Origin of the sequence: Muricoccus nepalensis, assembly GCF_006438825.1 — a bacterium.
In the GTDB taxonomy this organism is placed as follows: domain Bacteria; phylum Pseudomonadota; class Alphaproteobacteria; order Acetobacterales; family Acetobacteraceae; genus Roseomonas; species Roseomonas nepalensis.
The window spans coordinates 1-16,529 of record NZ_RCZP01000003.1 but is presented as its reverse complement, the minus strand read 5'-3'; the positions used below and the strand labels follow the sequence as shown (position 1 = coordinate 16,529).

At 74.8% G+C, this 16,529-nt stretch carries 15 protein-coding genes; 8 read left to right on the top strand and 7 right to left on the bottom strand.

Annotation, left to right across the window (positions count from 1 at the left end; all coding sequences use genetic code 11):
- Positions 1-5: 5 nt before the first annotated feature.
- Both EAH89_RS04560 and EAH89_RS04555 read right to left on the bottom strand, forming a co-directional pair.
- The gene (locus tag EAH89_RS04560; RefSeq protein WP_140881616.1) at positions 6-995 is read right to left on the bottom strand and encodes a hydroxyacid dehydrogenase; all 990 of its coding nucleotides are present in this window, start codon (positions 993-995) and stop codon (positions 6-8) included.
- 17 nt (positions 996-1,012) lie between these two features.
- Positions 1,013-1,987: a Bug family tripartite tricarboxylate transporter substrate binding protein gene (locus EAH89_RS04555; protein ID WP_140881615.1), complete on the bottom strand. Its 975-nt coding sequence runs from the start codon at positions 1,985-1,987 to the stop codon at positions 1,013-1,015.
- A gap of 112 nt (positions 1,988-2,099) precedes the next feature.
- On the opposite strand from EAH89_RS04555, the gene EAH89_RS04550 reads away from it, so the two are divergent.
- A complete protein-coding gene (locus tag EAH89_RS04550; protein WP_241666864.1) occupies positions 2,100-2,852 on the top strand; it encodes a TlyA family RNA methyltransferase in 753 nt (250 codons plus the stop codon).
- 20 nt (positions 2,853-2,872) lie between these two features.
- On the opposite strand, the gene EAH89_RS04545 is transcribed toward EAH89_RS04550, so the two are convergent.
- The 4 genes from EAH89_RS04545 to fabI form a co-directional block, all read right to left on the bottom strand.
- Entirely contained in the window at positions 2,873-3,019 is a 147-nt protein-coding gene (locus EAH89_RS04545) for a peptide chain release factor 1 (RefSeq protein ID WP_140881613.1), read from the bottom strand.
- A 91-nt stretch (positions 3,020-3,110) separates the two neighbouring features.
- The gene (locus EAH89_RS04540) at positions 3,111-4,325 is read right to left on the bottom strand and encodes a hypothetical protein (RefSeq protein ID WP_140881612.1); all 1,215 of its coding nucleotides are present in this window, start codon (positions 4,323-4,325) and stop codon (positions 3,111-3,113) included.
- Between the two features lie 66 nt (positions 4,326-4,391).
- Positions 4,392-5,498 carry a chorismate synthase gene (aroC, locus tag EAH89_RS04535; RefSeq protein ID WP_140881611.1) on the bottom strand — a complete coding sequence of 369 codons (1,107 nt, stop codon included), beginning with the start codon at positions 5,496-5,498 and terminating at the stop codon, positions 4,392-4,394.
- 10 nt (positions 5,499-5,508) lie between these two features.
- Positions 5,509-6,357, bottom strand: a complete 849-nt coding sequence (gene fabI / locus EAH89_RS04530; protein WP_140881610.1) for an enoyl-ACP reductase FabI — start codon at positions 6,355-6,357, stop codon at positions 5,509-5,511.
- A gap of 98 nt (positions 6,358-6,455) precedes the next feature.
- Here fabI and pdxH point away from each other — a divergent pair, with 98 nt between their 5' ends.
- From pdxH to EAH89_RS04515, 3 genes are all read left to right on the top strand, one after another.
- On the top strand, positions 6,456-7,094 hold the full coding sequence (gene pdxH, locus EAH89_RS04525; protein WP_140881609.1) for a pyridoxamine 5'-phosphate oxidase: 639 nt from the start codon (positions 6,456-6,458) through the stop codon (positions 7,092-7,094).
- 25 nt (positions 7,095-7,119) lie between these two features.
- On the top strand, positions 7,120-8,601 hold the full coding sequence (locus tag EAH89_RS04520; RefSeq protein ID WP_140881608.1) for a bifunctional aminoglycoside phosphotransferase/ATP-binding protein: 1,482 nt from the start codon (positions 7,120-7,122) through the stop codon (positions 8,599-8,601).
- Between the two features lie 102 nt (positions 8,602-8,703).
- On the top strand, positions 8,704-9,579 hold the full coding sequence (locus EAH89_RS04515) for a universal stress protein (protein ID WP_140881935.1): 876 nt from the start codon (positions 8,704-8,706) through the stop codon (positions 9,577-9,579).
- Positions 9,580-9,589: 10 nt separating this feature from the next.
- Here the strand turns inward: EAH89_RS04515 and EAH89_RS04510 are convergent, their stop codons facing one another.
- Entirely contained in the window at positions 9,590-11,419 is a 1,830-nt protein-coding gene (locus EAH89_RS04510) for an ABC-F family ATP-binding cassette domain-containing protein (protein ID WP_140881607.1), read from the bottom strand.
- A 207-nt stretch (positions 11,420-11,626) separates the two neighbouring features.
- Between EAH89_RS04510 and EAH89_RS04505 the strand changes: the two genes are divergently transcribed.
- From EAH89_RS04505 to bcsA, 4 genes are all read left to right on the top strand, one after another.
- Positions 11,627-12,688, top strand: coding sequence for a glycosyl hydrolase family 8 (locus EAH89_RS04505; RefSeq protein ID WP_140881606.1), 1,062 nt, complete (start codon positions 11,627-11,629; stop codon positions 12,686-12,688).
- Positions 12,689-12,768: 80 nt separating this feature from the next.
- Positions 12,769-13,536: a hypothetical protein gene (locus tag EAH89_RS32420; protein WP_140881605.1), complete on the top strand. Its 768-nt coding sequence runs from the start codon at positions 12,769-12,771 to the stop codon at positions 13,534-13,536.
- Positions 13,537-13,552: 16 nt separating this feature from the next.
- Positions 13,553-14,380, top strand: coding sequence for a cellulose synthase operon protein YhjQ/BcsQ (locus tag EAH89_RS04495; RefSeq protein WP_140881604.1), 828 nt, complete (start codon positions 13,553-13,555; stop codon positions 14,378-14,380).
- Positions 14,377-16,529, top strand: a 2,153-nt coding sequence (bcsA, locus tag EAH89_RS04490) for a UDP-forming cellulose synthase catalytic subunit (protein WP_140881603.1), incomplete at its 3' end; no start/stop codon positions are given. The genes EAH89_RS04495 and bcsA, both read left to right, overlap by 4 nt.

Genomic DNA, 16,529 nt, shown 5'->3' with positions numbered 1-16,529 from the left:
GGGCATCACGGCGGCGGCCGGTGGGCCGCCGCCAGCACCTCGCGGTTGACCACCGCGTCGGGGTCGGGGTGCCCGGCCAGGAAGTCGAGCACGTTCCCGGCCGCGTCCCAGGCCATCCGCTGCAGGCCCTCGGCGGTGCTCGCCGCGACGTGCGGCGTGACGACGACGTTCTCGAGCCGGAGCAGCGGCACCGGCTCGCGCATCGGCTCCACGCGCAGCACGTCGAGCCCCGCGGCCGAGAGGTGTCCCGAGCGCAGCGCCGCCTCCAGCGCCGCCTCGTCCACCAGCGTGCCGCGCGCGGTGTTGATGAGGACGGCGCCGCGCTTCATCGCGGCGAGGAAGGCGGCGTCGACCATGCCGCGCGTGGCCTCCCCGGCCGGAAGGTGGAGCGTCACGATGTCGGCCGTGGCCAGCCCGGCGTCGCGGTCCTTCACCGCCTCGTAGCCGGCACCGCGGATCGTGCCGGCGGGCATGAAGGGGTCGTGCACCATGACTCGCATGCCGAAGGCGGCGCAGAGCCGCGCGACCCGGGTGCCGATGCGGCCGAAGCCGAGCACGAGCACGCGGCGCCCGCCGAGCTCGAAGGTCGCCGACTGCCCCGCCACCCGCCAGTGGCCCTGCCGAACGCCCGCGTCCACCGGCAGCACGCGGCGCGCAACGGCGAGCATCAGCATGAGCGCGTGCTCGGCGACGGAGGCCGCGTTGGCCTCGGGCGTGATCATCACGGCGACGCCGCGCGCGGTCATCGCGGGCACGTCGACGAGGTCGTAGCCGACGCCGTGGCGGCAGACCATGCGCAGCCGGGGGGCCATGGCGAGGAAGGCCGCGTCCACCACCGTGCCGCGGACGATCGCCGCCTCCGCCTCGCGCAGCCGCGCCGCGAGGTCCGTCCCGCCCGGCCATTCGCCGGGGTAGTCCAGCACGACGCCCGGCGCCTCGCGCAGGCGGCGGATGCCATCGGGGTGGATGGGATCGACGACGACGACGCGGGGCATGCGGGACCCTCTCTCGGTCAGGGCTGGGTGGACCAGGGCGAGCGCTCGTAGAGCGCCCGGGCCGACGCGGCCTCGGCCATCACGGCGGCCTTGTACTCCTCCCCGAAGAGGGGGCGCAGCGGCAGGTTCAGGCGCTCCGCCTCGGCCAGGAAGCCCGGCTCCGCCAGCACCGTGCGGAAGGCGGCGATAAGCTGCGCCGCGATCTCCGGCGGGAGCCCCGGCGGGCCGACGAAGCCGCGGGCCGAGCCGCCCAGCACATCCATCCCCTGCTCGCGGAAGGTCGGCACCTCCGCCATCGCCGCCCAGCGCGCGGGCGCGGCCTGGCCGAGGCAGCGGGTGCGGCCCTCGCGGAGGAGGGCAAGACCCTCGCCGAGGTTGTAGGAGGCGACGTCGAGCTGCCCGCCCAGGAGGTCGCGGATCGCGATCGCCGTGCCGTTGTAGGGGACGTGCAGCGCCTTCGCGCCCGTCGCCGCCTCGAAGGCCAGCAGCAGGAGGTGGTCGTCGGAGGAGGTCCCGGCGGCGGTGCCGACGGAGACGGCCTCCGCCCGCCGCAGGGCCGCCGCGCGCAGGTCGGCGGCGTCGCGGAGGGGCGAGTCCGCGCGGACCCAGAGCGCGCCGGGGTCGTCCACCGCGTTGGCGAGGTAGGTGTAGTCCTCCGTCCGCCAGCGCATCGGGCGCTCCAGCGCCTTCGTGATGAAGCCGAGGGTCGCGACGGCGCCGAGGGTGTAGCCGTCCGGCCGCGCGGCGAAGATCGCCTCGTTGCCGATCTGCCCGCCGGCGCCGACGCGGTTGGTGACGACGAAGGTCACCCCGGCCAGCGCGCCCGGGAGGTGGCGCGTGAGGAGCCGCGCCATGAGGTCGATGCCGCCGGAGGGCGGGTAGGGCACGATGACCTCGACCGGGCGCCCCGCGGGCCAGGCGGGCTGCGCGAGGGCCGGGCGGGCCAGGCCGGCCGAGAGCAGGGCCCCGGCAATGCCGCGGCGCGTGGTCATGGTCTTCCTCCCCCTGCCGGCGTTTCCCGATCCCCTGTCTCCCGCACCGCGCCCCCCGCGGCAAGGCTCGCGAGGGCTGCTAGGATGGCGTCCGCAGAACGGGAGAGACGCCTTGCCCCAGCCCAAGCCGGCCAAGCAGCGCGCCGACGCCGCCCTGGTGGAGCGCGGGCTGGCGGAGAGCCGCACGCGCGCCCAGGCGCTCATCCTGGCCGGCAAGGTCTTCAGCGGCGAGCGGCGGATCGAGAAGTCCGGCCAGGAGCTGCGCGCGGACGAGGCGCTGGAGGTGCGCGGGCAGGACCATCCCTGGGTCAGCCGGGGCGGGCTGAAGCTGGCGCACGGGCTGGAGGCCTTCGGGCTGGACCCCGCCGGGCGGGTCTGCGTGGACGTCGGCGCCTCGACCGGCGGCTTCACCCATGTCCTGCTGCACCACGGGGCGGCCAAGGTCTACGCCGTGGATGTCGGCCACGGGCAGCTGGCCTGGAGCCTGCGGAACGACCCGCGCGTGGTGGTGATGGAGCGCGTGAACGCCCGCTACCTCGAGGCCGCGCAGATCCCGGACCCGGTCGGCGCCGTGGTCTGCGACGCCTCCTTCATCGGGCTGGCGACGGTGCTGCCCGCGGCGCTCTCCCTCGCCGCGCCCGGCGCCTTCGCCGTCGCGCTCATCAAGCCGCAGTTCGAGGCGGGGCCGGGGATGGTGGGGAAGGGGGGTGTGGTGCGCGACCCGAACGTGCACCGGGCGGTCTGCGCGCGCGTGAAGGCTTGGTGGTCGGCGCTTCCGGGCTGGTCGGTGCTGGGGATCGCGGAGAGCCCCATCACGGGGCCGGAAGGCAACAAGGAGTTCCTGATCGGCGCCCGGCGCCTCTGAAGGGCCGGGCGCCGGTTCGGCTAGCGCGTCGCCGGGGCGGTGCGGGCGGCGGCGCGGGAGAGGTGGTCCGCCAGGGTCCAGACCCTCTCCGGGTCCATCCGCACGTCGGGGTCGTTGAGCAGGCGGTCGAGCTCCGCCTGAGCCCTCTCCATCTCCATCTCAGTCATGGGAAGCCACCTTCTTGTTCTGGCGCAGGCAAGTAGATGGAGAACGTCCCCGTTCACGCGAGGTTTCGGAAGGTAACAGAACGAGGAGCGTTCAGCCCGTGGAGGCGAGGGCGGCGAGGAGGGCCGGGTCGCGCGGCATCGGCTGGGCCGGGTTGCGGAAGCGCAGCTCGCCCTCGGGCACCGCGTCCGGCGGCGCCATGAGGAACATCTCCATGCGGGAGGCGCAGGAGACGGTCGAGATCCGCTTCGCCTCCGGCGTGGTCAGGAAGCGGCGGACGGCGCCCTCGAGCTCCATCCGGTCGCGCAGGCCCCGCCACTCCTGCCGGCCCATGTCGTCGAGGAAGACCGCCATGATCCCCGGCCGGTCGCCGCTCAGCCGGGTCGAGGCGGCGGTCATGCGGCGGCAGACGGCCTTCGCGACGTCGCTCGCCTGCCCGGCCCGGGCCGCGAGCACGATGATGTTGCCGCCGCCCTGCGCCACGGCGAGATGCGCCTCCGGCCCGAAGAGCGCGCGCAGCGCGGAGGCGGGCACGGCGGCCTGGGCGCCCGCCAGGATCAGCGGGTCGAGCTTGAGCATCGCGTCGGCCGCGGAGTCCTGCCGGCGGCGGTCGCGCAGCATCTCCATGATGCGGCGCTGCAGGGCGTGGACGTCGAGCGCGTCGCGCTTGAGGCCGTCCGGCAGGGTCATCTTGAGGACGTACTTGCCGGGATGGGCGGCCAGCCAGGTCTGCAGGTCCGGGTTGATGCCGTCCACGAAGGCGCACCAGTCCCCGCGGAGCACCGGGCGGCCCTCCTCGGCCGAGATCGTCTCGCAGGCGACCTCCACCTCGGCCGCGCCGCGCGTGACCAGCAGATCGTGCGGCGTGCCGTCCGCGAGGCCCGTGAAGCGGACCTCGAAGCCACGAGCCCGGTGAAGGGCCGCAACGCGGAGAATGTGGAAGAGAGGGATAAGGTTCGCCTCGCCCGTCAGCCCCTCCATGACGAGGGTCCGCAGGCGCTTCCGCGGCTCGGCGGGCAGGGCCTCGGCAAGGCGGACGGCCTCCCGCGCGTAGGAGAGGAGCTGGCGCTCGGCCGGCGTCGCCCCGGCCATGGCCTCCGGGGAGGAGAGGCGCTGGAGCATCAGCTCGAGCGCGTGGCGCTCCTGCAGCGCGCGCCCGGCCAGCGAGGGAGAGGCGGCGCGGCGGCTAATCTCCGCCAGGCGCGTTTCCCAGCGTTTGGCGCCGGCCAGGCCGATGAAGCCGGCGAGGACCCGCGGGTCGGCGGGCTTCTCGGCGTTCCGGTGGGCGTTCTGCTCGGCATTCGGCATGGGACGGCAACCCCGCTTTTGGGGATGGAATACCCGAGTGCCGCGGTTGGTTAAAGGCGCGCCTGTTCAGTTTCTCGGGAGGCGCGTGGTGAGGGGGGCGTCCGGCACCTGGGCGCGGTGCCGAAGAAGGGCGTCGGCCAGGACGCAGGCCACCATTGCCTCGCCCACCGGCACCGCTCGGATGCCGACGCAGGGGTCGTGGCGGCCCTTGGTGACGAGCTCCCGGTCCTGCCCGTGGCGGTCGACCGTCCTGCGAGGAACGAGGATGGAGGAGGTCGGTTTCACAGCGAAACGGGCGACGACCGGCTGGCCCGTGGAGATGCCGCCGAGCACCCCGCCCGCGTGGTTGTCGAGGAACTCCACGGTGCCGTCGGGGGCCATGCGCATCTCGTCGGCGTTGCGGTCGCCCGTGAGGGCCGCGGCGGCGAAGCCCTCGCCGATCTCGACGCCCTTCACGGCGTTGATCGACATGAGGGCGGCCGCGATCTCCGCGTCGAGCTTGCCGTAGAGGGGGGCGCCGAGGCCGGGCGGAAGGCCCTCCGCCACCACCTCCACCACGGCGCCCACGCTCGAGCCCGACTTGCGCAGCGCGAGCAGCCGTTCCTCCCAGCGCGTCGCCGCGGCGGGGTCAGGGCAGAAGAAGCTGTTCTCGCCGACCGCGCCCCAGTCCCAGGCCGCGCGGTCCACCGGGTCGCCGCCCATGGCCACGAGGGCGCCCCGCACGGTGACGCCCGGGCCGAGCACTTTGCGCGCGACGGCGCCGGCCGCGACCCGCATCGCCGTCTCCCGCGCGGAGGAGCGCCCGCCGCCGCGGTAGTCGCGCACGCCGTATTTCAGGTGGTAGGCGAGGTCCGCGTGGCCGGGCCGGAAGCTGTCGGCGATCTCGCCGTAGTCGCGGGAGCGCTGGTCCTGGTTCTCGATCAGCAACGCGATCGGCGTGCCCGTGGTCAGCCCCTCGAAGGTGCCGGACAGGATGCGCACCGCGTCGGGCTCCTGCCGCTGGGTGACGAACTTCGAGCTTCCGGGGCGGCGCAGGTCCAGCCAGGGCTGGATGTCGGCCTCGGTGAGGGAGAGGCCCGGCGGGCAGCCGTCCACCACCCCCCCGATGGCCGGCCCGTGGCTCTCGCCCCAGGTGGTGACGCGGAAGAGGTGGCCGAAGGAGTTGTGGGACACGGCGCGGGCGTCAGACGGTCGCGATGTCCGGCGCGTCCGGGTGCTTCATGCCGACGATGTGGTAGCCGCAGTCGACGTGGTGCACCTCCCCGGTCACGCCGCCCGAGAGGGCCGACAGCAGGTAGAGCCCGGCGCCGCCGACCTCCTCCAGCGCGACGTTGCGGCGCATGGGCGCGTTGAGCTGGTTCCACTTCAGGATGTAGCGGAAGTCGCCGATGCCGCTCGCCGCCAGCGTCTTGATCGGGCCCGCCGAGACGGCGTTGACGCGGATGCCGGCGTCGCCGAGGTCGGCGGCCATGTAGCGGACGCTCGCTTCCAGCGCGGCCTTGGCCACGCCCATGACGTTGTAGTGCGGCGTCCAGCGCTCCGCCCCGAGATAGGACAGCGTGAGGAGCGAGCCGCCCGGCTTCATCATCGCGGCCGCGCGGCGCGCGACGGAGACGAAGGAGTAGCAGGAGATGTCCAGCGCCTGGAGGAAGGCCTCCTTCGGCGTGTCGAGGTAGCGGCCGCGCAGGTACTGCTTGTCCGCGAAGCCGATGGCGTGGACGAGGAAGTCGATGCCGTCCCAGCGCTCGGCGACCGTGGCGAAGGCGGCGTCGATCGCGCCCTCGTCCGAGACGTCGCAGGGGACGAGCAGGTCCAAGCCGATGCTCGCGGCCAGCGGGCGCACCCGCTTCTCCAGCGCCTCCCCCTGGTAGGTGAAGGCGACCTCGCCCCCCTGCGCCGCGACGGCCTGGGCGATAGCCCAGGCGATGGAGCGGTCGTTGGCCACGCCCATGACGATGCCGCGGCGCCCCTGCATGAGCGTGCCCTGGGCGGGCAGCGTGGCGGGCTCGGCCACCGTCTGGGCATCCTTCATGGCGCGTCCTCTACCGGGGGCCCCGACCGGGGCCGGCTCTGTTGCGACCGGCGGGGAGGGGTGGCACACCGCTGGTGACGGAACAAGGGGCCGAACGCATGAGCCTGACCACCGAGCTCCCCGCCGATGCCGGGCGGGCGCCCATCCCGGAAGCGGCCGAGCCCTACGCGCTGTTCGAGGCCTGGATGGCCGAGGCCGTGGCGGGGGAGCCCAACGACCCCAACGCCGTCTGCCTCGCCACCTCGACCGCCGACGGCTGGCCCTCGGCGCGCATGGTGCTGCTCAAGGGCCGGGACGAGCGCGGCTTCGTCTTCTACACCAACGAGGAGAGCCGCAAGGGCGGCGAGCTCCTGTCCAACCCGCGCGCGGCGCTCTGCTTCCACTGGAAGTCGCTCCGCCGCCAGGTGCGGGTGGAGGGCACCGTGGAGCGCGTGACGGCCGCGGAGTCGGACGCCTACTTCGCCTCCCGCTCGCGCGGGTCGAGGATCGCGGCGGCGGCCTCCGAGCAGTCCCGCCCGCTCGCCTCCCGCGCCGAGTACGCGGCGCGCGTGGCCGAGGTCGAGGCCCGCAACCCCGGCGAGACCGTGCCGCGCCCGCCGCACTGGGGCGGCTTCCGCCTGCTGCCCGCACGGGTCGAGTTCTGGCAGGACATGCCCTTCCGCATGCACGACCGCCTCGTCTTTGAGCGCGCGGAGGCGACGGGCGGCGCGTGGCGCACCGGCCGCCTCTATCCCTGACGCCGCGCCGCGCGGCGACCCCTCCGTGACCATCCCGGCCGCGCAGGCGCCCGCCGCCGCCCTGCTGGCGCGGCTGACGGGCGCGGGGCGGCCGGTCGAGACCCACATCTCCGCCGTCTTCGTCGGGCGCGAGCGCGTGCTGAAGCTGAGGAAGGCGGTCAGCCTCGGCTTCCTCGACTTCTCGACCCCCGCGGCCCGGCGGCGCTTCGCCGAGCGCGAGATGGCGCTGAACGCCCCTGCCGCGCCCGGCCTCTACCGCGCCGTCCACGGCATTCCCGCGAGCGCGGACCGGCTGGTCGCAGCGGACAGCCCGGAGGCCGTCGAGTGGGCGGTCGAGATGGCGCCCGTGCCGCCCGGGGATTTCCTGGACGCGGTGGCGGCGCGCGGCGGGCTGGACGAAGCGTTGCAGGACGCGCTCGGCGACGCCGCCGTGGCACTCCGCGAGACCTACGCGCCCGCCGAGGCCGGCGATCCCGTCCGCGCCTTCGACGCCGTGCTGCGGAGCAACGCCCACGCCGCCCGCGCCTCCGGCCTCGACCCCCGCCGGGTGCTCCGCTGGCGCCGGGCGGCCGGGAGGGCGCTGCGGCGGCTCGCGCCGGTGCTGCGCGCCCGCGCGGCGGCCGGGCGCGTGCGGCGCTGCCACGGCGACCTCCATCTCGGGAACCTGCTTCTGTGGCGGGGACGGCCGACGCCCTTCGACGCCCTCGAGTTCGACGAGGCGCTCGCGACCATCGACACCGGCTACGACCTCGCCTTCCTCCTGGCCGACCTCCTGCGCCGCGTCGGCCGGGCCGCCGCCTGCCGCGTGCTCGCGCGCGCGGTGGCGGTCGGCGGGGACGCGGGGCTCGTCGCGGGGCTGCCGCTCTGGCTCTCCACGCGCGCGATGATCCGCGCGCACTGCCTCGCGCGCACGGAGGGCCGCGGGGAGGAGGCGCTCGCCTTCCTGGGCGACGCGGAGGCGCACCTGGCGCCGCCGCCGGCGCGGCTAGTCGCGGTCGGCGGGCTGCCGGGCACGGGCAAGACGCGCCTCGCCCGGCTCCTCGCGCCCCGCTTCGGCGCCGCCCCCGGCGCGCTGCACCTGCGGAGCGACGAGATCCGCAAGCGCCTCGCCGGGCTGCCGCCGGAGCGGCCGCTGCCGCCCGCCGCGTACACGGAGGCCGCGAGCGACGCCGTGCACGCCGCCCTCTTCGAGGAGGCCACGCTCGCGCTCCGCGGTGGCCACTCGGTGCTGGCGGACGCGGCCTTCCTCGACCCCCGGCGGCGCGCGGGCGCCGAGGCGCTAGCGCGGGAGGCGGGCGTGCCCTTCGCGGGCCTCTGGCTGGAGGCGCCGCTCGAATGCCTCCGCGCCCGCGTCGCGGCCCGCCGGGGCGACGCGTCGGACGCGGGCGTCGCCGTGCTGGAGGAGGTTGCGCGCCGCCCGCCGGGCCCGATCGGCTGGACGCGGATCGACGCGCGCGCGGACCCGTTCGAGGCGGCTCTTGCGGCACTCGGGCTGCCGGTGTGCTAGATGGGTCCGCGCCCGGCCGGAATCGGCGGGGCGCGTGAGGAGGGGCTGCGGCCGCATCCCCTCGTGCAGAGCTCGCCCACGGACCTCGACGGAGTCCCGCCCATGGCCTACCGCCGCATCCTCCTGCCGCTGACCGGCACCTCCGCCGGCGAGGCGGCGCTGCACACCGCGCTGCTGACCGCGCGCATCTGGCACAGCCACGTCCACTGCATCCACGTCCGCGTCGACGCGCGCGACGTGGCGCCGCTGGCCGGCGAGGGCCTCTCGGGCGCCATGATCGAGGAGATGATGGCCGCGACCGAGCGGGAGTCGGGCGACCGCGCGAGCCGCGTCCAGGCGCTGTTCGACCGCTTCGTCGAGGGGCGCGAGGTGGTGGTCGCCACCAGCGCCGAGGCGGCGGAGAAGGCCGACGCCGCCACCATCTCCTTCGCCTCCGTCGCGGGGCGGGAGGAGGACCTCGTCGCGCAGCAGTCGCGCCTCTACGACATGGCCGTCGTGCCGCACCCCGACGCCGGCGAGGACGTCTCGTCCTCCGACGCGCTGCACGCGATCCTGTTCGACAGCGGGCGCCCCGTCCTCATCGCGCCGCGCGAGCCGCCCGCCGACATCGGCACGCGCGTCTGCTGCGCCTGGAACGGCACGGCCGAGAGCTCCGCCGCCATCGCCGCGGCCCTGCCCTGGCTGCACCGGGCGGACGCGGTGCGGATCCTCTACAGCAAGGACTACCAGCGCCGCGGCCCCGACGTGAAGGGTATCCTCAGCTACCTGCGCTGGCACAACATCACGGCCGAGCCGGTGGAGTTCTTCCCCGTGACGCGGGAGGTCGGCGCCGGGCTGCTCGGGGCCGCGCGCGACTTCGGCGCGGACCTCCTCTGCATGGGCGCCTACAGCCACTCCCGCATCCGCCAGCTCATCCTCGGCGGCGTCACGCGGCACGTGCTGGAGAACGCGGACATGCCCGTCATGATGTGCCGCTGAGCGGCGCCAGTCAGCGCGCGGGGGCGGCCTCGGCCTCCTCGCGCCGCATCTCGAGCTCCAGCCAGCGCTCCTCCGCCTCCGCCAGCGCCTTCTGGCGTCCCGCGAGGAGCTCCGTGGCCTTGGCGAAACGCACGGGGTCGCGCGCGTAGAGCTGCGGGTCCGCGAGGATCTCCGCGAGCTTCGCGATCTCCGCCGAGAGCTTCTCCATCTCGCCCGGCAGGGTCTTCAGCGCCTGGCGCTCGCTCATGGTCAGGCGCGGACGGCCAGCGGCGGGCCTCTCCGCGGGGGCCGCGGCCGGGGCGGCCCTCGGCGCGGGGGAGGGGGACCCGGCCGCGGCGCGGGCGCGCACGCCGTGGCCGCGCTGGGCCACCATGTCCGAGTAGCCGCCGGCGTATTCCTGCCAGCGCCCCTCGCCCTCGTAGGCGATGACGCTCGTCGCCACGCGGTCGAGGAAGTCACGGTCGTGGCTGACCACGAGCACCGTGCCCGGGTATTCCGCAATCATCTCCTGCAGCAGGTCGAGCGTCTCGAGGTCGAGGTCGTTCGTCGGCTCGTCCAGCACCAGCAGGTTGCTCGGGCGCGCCATGGCGCGGGCGAGCAGCACCCGCGCCCGCTCCCCGCCCGAGAGCACGCCGAGCGGCGTGCGCGCCTGCTCCGGCAGGAAAAGGAAGTCCTTCATGTAGCCGATGACGTGCCGCGGCGCGCCGCCGACATGCACCATGTCGCCCCGCCCCTCCGTGAGGGAGTCGGACAGCGTCATCGCGTCGTCGAGGCTCGTGCGGCGCTGGTCGAGCGTGACCATCTCGATCCCCGTGCCGAGCCGCACCTCGCCGGCATCCGGCTTCAGGACGCCGGTGAGCATGTTGAGCAGGGTGGTCTTCCCCGCGCCGTTGGGGCCGACGATGCCCACGCGGTCGCCGCGGAGGATGCGGACGGAGACGTCCCGCACCACCGCGCGCCCGTCGTAGAGCTTGGCGACGTGGTCGGCGACCGTCACCTGGCTGCCCGAGCCGTCCGCCTCGGTGGCGGCGAGGCGGACGGCGCCCTGGGGCCCGCGCCGCTGGCGGTGCTTCTCCCGCAGCGCGCCAAGCTCCCCCACGCGCCGCATGTTGCGCTTGCGCCGGGCGGTGACGCCGTAGCGGAGCCAGTGCTCCTCGCGCACGATCTCCCGCGCCAGCTTGTGCGCGTCCCGCTCCTCCTCCTCCAGCACCTGGTCGCGCCAGGCCTCGAAGCCGGCGAAGCCCTGGTCGAGCCGCCGCGTGGTGCCGCGGTCGAGCCAGACCATGGCGCGGGAGAGGGACTCGAGGAAGCGCCGGTCGTGGCTGATGATCACCATCGCCGAGCGCATGCCCGCGAGCTCGGCCTCCAGCCACTCGATGGCCGGCAGGTCGAGGTGGTTCGTCGGCTCGTCCAGCAGGAGGATGTCGGGGGAGGGGGCGAGCACGGCCGCCAGCGCCGCGCGCCGGGCCTCGCCGCCCGAGAGGTTGGCCGGCGCCTCCTCCCCGGTCAGGCCGAGCTCCTCCAGGAGGTGCCGCGCGCGGTAGGGGTCGTCGCCCGGGCCGAGCGCCGCCTCCACGTAGGAGAGCGTGCTCGCGTGCCCCGTGAGGTCCGGCTCCTGCGGCAGGTAGCGGAGGGTGACGCCGGGCTGGACGAAGCGCGTGCCGCCGTCGGGCGCGACGAGCCCGGCCGCGACCTTCAGCAGCGTGGACTTGCCCGAGCCGTTGCGCCCGACCAGCGCCAGGCGCTCCCCGGGGCCGACGGAGAGGGTGGCGTCGCGGAGCAGCGGCGTGGTGCCGAAGCCCTGCCGGATGCCCTGGAGGAGAAGGAGAGGGGGTGCCATCGCCGCGGCATATGGCACCTCGCGGCGCCGAAGGCACGGGGGCATCGCGGCCGGGCGGCGCGAGCGCCGCTGCCCTGGCAAGGACCGGCGGAAAAGCGCGTCGGGCCGTAGCCTCGCGGCATCGTGAGGAGTAGGGTCGGGAGCAGGCCGGGGTGCCCCTGGGGGCGCGCTAAGCCCTTCGTAACGCCTCCCGTTCAGCCTGGGGCCATGCCGATCCACCTTCCGCGCCGCTCCGCGCTCTGTCTGCTGGCCGGCGGCGCGGCCTCGATCCGGCGCGGGGGTACTGCCCTCGCGGCGGAGGAGGCGCCGGCCTGGACGGACTTCAAGGCGCGCTTCCTGCTGCCGGACGGCCGGGTGGTGGACAACGGCAACGGCAACCAGTCCCATTCGGAGGGGCAGGGCTGGGGCCTCCTCCTCGCCGAGCACCACGACGACCGCGCGGCCTTCGACCGCCTTCTCGGCTGGACGCGGCGGAACCTCCGCCGGGAGGGCGACTTCCTGCACGCCTGGCGCTGGCGCCCGGACCGCCAGCCGGCCGTGGCCGACAGCAACAACGCGACCGACGGGGACCTCTTCATCGCCAGCGCGCTCCTCCGCGGCGGCCGGCGCTGGTCAGACCCGGCGCTCACCGAGGAGGGCACGGCGGTCGCCCGCGACGTGCTGCGCCTGCTCGTGCGGCGCGCTGGGGGACGATTGGTCCTCCTTCCCGGCGCGCACGGCTTCGAGCACCGCACCCATGTCGTGGTGAACCCCTCCTACTACGCCTTCCCCGCCATCGCGGCCCTCGCCGAGGCGGTGCCCGATCCCGCCTGGCTGCGGGTGGCCTCCGACGGGCTGCGCATCCTCCGGGCCGCCCGCTTCGGCCGCTGGGGCCTGACGCCGGACTGGGTGGCGGTGTCGCGGACGGATCGCAGCGTCTCCCCCGCCCAGGGCTGGCCCGCCCGCTTCTCCTACGACGCCGTGCGGGTGCCGCTCTGGCTCACCTGGGCGGGCCTGGCCGACGAGGCCGCGGTGGAGGCGCCGCTGAACTTCTGGCTCGACTCCTCGCTGCGCCACGTGCCCGCCTGGGCCGACCTCGCGACGGATTCCGTCGCCCCCTACGCCGCCGGTCCCGGGGTGATGCGCATCGGGCGCTTCGCGGCGCGGCAGCGGGGCCTGCTCCGCGATCGTTTCTCAAGCGATCTATCTCCTGAGAAGCGTGACTATTATGATACATCACTCTCGCTTCTCGCGAGAATGGCCGCGTCGGAGCGCAAACAGCCCCTCTAGCGGACGACTGTTCGATCAAAATTAAGTTATGTTGGTCGGACCCGGCGCTGGGCGCGGGTGTCTGGCTGACGGAGTTCTCGATGCGACAGGATATCGATGTCGCGCGCATGGCGGCGGCCCTTCGCACGCCCTCGCTGAAGTACCGCAGCTTCGGCAACGAGCCCGTCCGCACCCCGCCCGCCCCATCCCCCCGGGCCGAGGACCAGGCCCTCAGCGCCCTCGGCGAGGCGCTCGCCCTCGTGAACGAGCTGCCGCCCGACGCCGTCCTGGGCGACCGCGCCCCCGCCCTGCCGCCGCCGGTGCCGACGCGGGACGCCTACCGCCCGGTCCGCGCGCCGGCCGCTACGCCGGAGGCTTCGGCCTGCGCGGGGGGCCTTCCCGCCGCGACCCTGCCGGACGCGCCGCCTCGGGAAGCGGCGCCACTGCCGCTTCCCTCCTTGTCCCGGGCGCCCGCCGGTCCCCTGCCGCCCGCCCCGATCCAGGCCGCGCCGGGGAGCGGGGGAAAGACCCTCCTCCAGCTTCTTCTCGCCTCCTCCGGGGGAGCGGCGCCGGTGGCTCCGCAGGCCCGGGCACCCGCCGGCGTCCCGCCCGTGGCCTTCCCGGCATTGGGCCGCCCGATCCCCGCCCGCCGGCCGGACACCGGTTCCTCGCTGCTCGACACGCTCTTCGCGGGGAAAGGGGGCGGCGAGCCGGTCCACTACGCCCTCATCGACGCCCTCGACGAGGATGGGCGGGGCGCGCCGGGGGAGTCGTCCGCGCGGTACTGGCCGGCCGCGCGCGTCGAGATCGCGCTGCCGGAACTCCTGCGGCGCGTGGCCGCCGGCCTGCGCGCCGCAAGCGCCGCCTGAGCCCGGGAGCCGCACCGTGCCGCTGATCTGCTTCGCGTCGCCCAAGGGTGGGGTCGGCAAGACCACGCTCACCGCGAATCTCGCCGACGCGTTGCAGCGCCTCGGCCACCGGGTGCTCGCCCTCGACCTCGACCCGCAGAACGCGCTGCGCCTCCATTTCGGCGTCCCGCTCAGCGACCGCGCGGGCTTCGTCGCGGGCCTCGCGCAGGGAGGGGGGGACTGGCGGGCCGCGCTGCGCCGGGCGCCGTCGGGCCTGCTGCTGCTGCCGCACGGCCCGACGGACCTGCGGGGCGCGCTCGACCTCGCCATCGCCCTCGACCGCGAGCCCGACCTCCTCGGCCGGCCGGTGCGCGAGATGCTGTCCGATCCCGACCTCGTCCTCCTGGCCGACCTCCCGCCCGGCCCCTCGCAGCCGCTGGCGCTGCTCGCGCCCATGGCGACCATGGTCGTCGGCGTGCTGCAGGCCGAGGCGATCAGCGCGGCGCTCGTGCCCGAGATCGAGAGCGGGCGCTTCCTTGGGAGCGGCACCATGGCCGCGCTGCTCGCGGGGCGGCTTCGCGTCGTGCTGAACGGGGTGGACCTCTCCTCCCGCCTCTCGCGCGCCTCAGCCGAGGCGGTCGCGCGGCACCTCGGCTACCGGATGCTCGGCGCGATCAGCCGCGAGGAAGCGGTGGCGGAGAGCCTGGCCTGCCAGCGCCTCGTGCTCGACCACGCCCCGGCCAGCCGCGCCGCCTCGGACCTGCGGGAGATCGCCCGGCTGATCTCGCTTGCCCTGCCGCCGCCGCTCGCCACGGCGCCGCCCGCCGTGCCGGCGGCGCTGCCCGCGCTCGGGAGCCAGGCATGAGGGGCCTCGGTCGCCTTGTCGGCGGGAGCGTCTGGCTCGCCCGCCTCGCGGTGCTGCTCGGCTTCGGCGTCGCCCTGCCCTTTGTCGTCGCCCCGCTGGAGGCGGAGCAGCAGGCCTGGGTCGCGGTCGGCGGCCTCCTGGTCTTCACCATCGGCTCGCTCGTGCCAGGGCGGGGCACGCTCGTCTTCCTGTCGCTCCTCTCGGGCACGATCTCGATGCGCTACATCTACTGGCGCGTCACGGACACGCTCGACTACGCGGAGTTCTGGGCGACCTTCCTCGGCACAGGCCTCCTCCTCGCCGAGATCTACGCCGTCGTCGCGCTGCTGCTCTCCTACCTGCAGTCTCTCTGGCCGCTCGACCGCCGCCCGGCCCCCATGCCGGAGGACCCCGCGGAATGGCCGTCCGTCGACGTCTTCATCCCGACCTACAACGAGCCGCTCGACGTGGTGAAGCCGACCATCTTCGCGGCCATGGCCATGGACTGGCCGCGGGACCGGATGAACGTCGTCGTGCTCGACGACGGCAGGCGCGAGGAGTTCCGCGCCTTCTGCGAGGAGATCGGCTGCGGCTACATGGTGCGCCCCGACAACAAGGGCGCGAAGGCCGGCAACATCAACCACGCGCTCTCCCGCACCGAGGGCGAGTTCGTCCTCGTGCTCGACTGCGACCACGTGGCGACGCGCGCCTTCCTGCAGATGACCGTGGGCTGGCTCCTGCGCGACCCGGGCCTCGCGATGGTGCAGACGCCGCACCACTTCTACTCGCCCGATCCCTTCGAGCGGAACCTCGCCTCCGGCACCCGCGTGCCGAACGAGGGGCTGCTCTTCTACGGCCTCATCCAGCAGGGCAACGACCTCTGGAACGCCGCCTTCTTCTGCGGCTCCTGCGCGGTGATCCGCCGGACGGCGCTCGAGCAGGTCGGCGGCGTGCCGACCGAGACCGTGACCGAGGACTGCCATTGCAGCCTCAAGATGCAGCGCCTCGGCTGGCGGACGGCCTATCTCCGCCTGCCGCTCGCGGCCGGGCTCGCGACCGACCGGCTGATCGCACATATCGGCCAGCGCATGCGCTGGGCGCGCGGGATGGTCCAGATCTTCCGCATCGACAACCCGCTGCTCGGGCCGGGGCTCAGCGTCACGCAGCGCCTCTGCTACGTCGCCTCGATGTGGCACTTCCTCTTCCCGCTGCCGCGCTTCATCTTTCTCACCTCGCCGCTCGCCTACCTGCTCTTCGGGCAGAACATCATCGCGGCCTCGCCGCTGGCCATCGTCGCCTACGCGGCGCCCCACGTCGTCCACGCCGTGCTCACCAACTCGAAGCTCCAGGCGCGGGTGCGCCATTCCTTCTGGTCCGAGATCTACGAGACGGTGCTCGCGCTCTACCTGCTGCCGGTGGTGCTGACGACGCTGCTCGACCCGAAGCGGGGCAAGTTCAACGTGACGGACAAGGGCGGCACGCTCGAGGAGGGCTACTTCGACCTCCGCGCGACGGGGCCGAACTTCGCGCTCGCCACGGTGCTCGTGCTCGGCCTGCTCTCGGGCATCTACGGCATGGCCGCGAACCCGCCGGAGAGCCTCGAGTTCCAGGCTTTCGCCCTCAACACGCTCTGGGTGGTGCTCTCGCTCCTCACGGTGCTCGCCGGCCTCGCGGTCGGGCGCGAGCGGCGCCAGGTGCGGGAGCGCGCGCGCGTCGGCGCCATCATGCCGGTCGGCGTGGTGCTGCCGGACGGCCGTCTGGTCCCGGGCGAGACGCTCGACCTTTCCCTCGGCGGCGCGGCCGTCGCGGCCCCGCGCCCGGACGGGCTGGCGGACAACGTCTGCGTGACACTGGAGATCGACTTGGGCCCGGAACGCGTCTCCATCCCGGCCGAGGCCCTGCGCTGGCAGGACACCCGCCTGCAGGTCCGCTTTGCGCCGCAGAACCTGCGCGACGAGGGCAACGTGACCCGCGTCGTGCTCGGCCGCGCCGATGCCTGGGTGGACTGGGACGACGTCCGCGAGGACCGCCCCCTGCGCTCGCTCGGGGAGGTCGTGCGCAGCATCGGCGGCCTGTTCCGCGGCAACAGCCAGTTCTCGCTCCGCGCCCGCCGCGCGCGGCGCGAGGCCCTGGCCCGCAGCGCGCGCGCCCAGGCCGCCCGCGGCGCGCC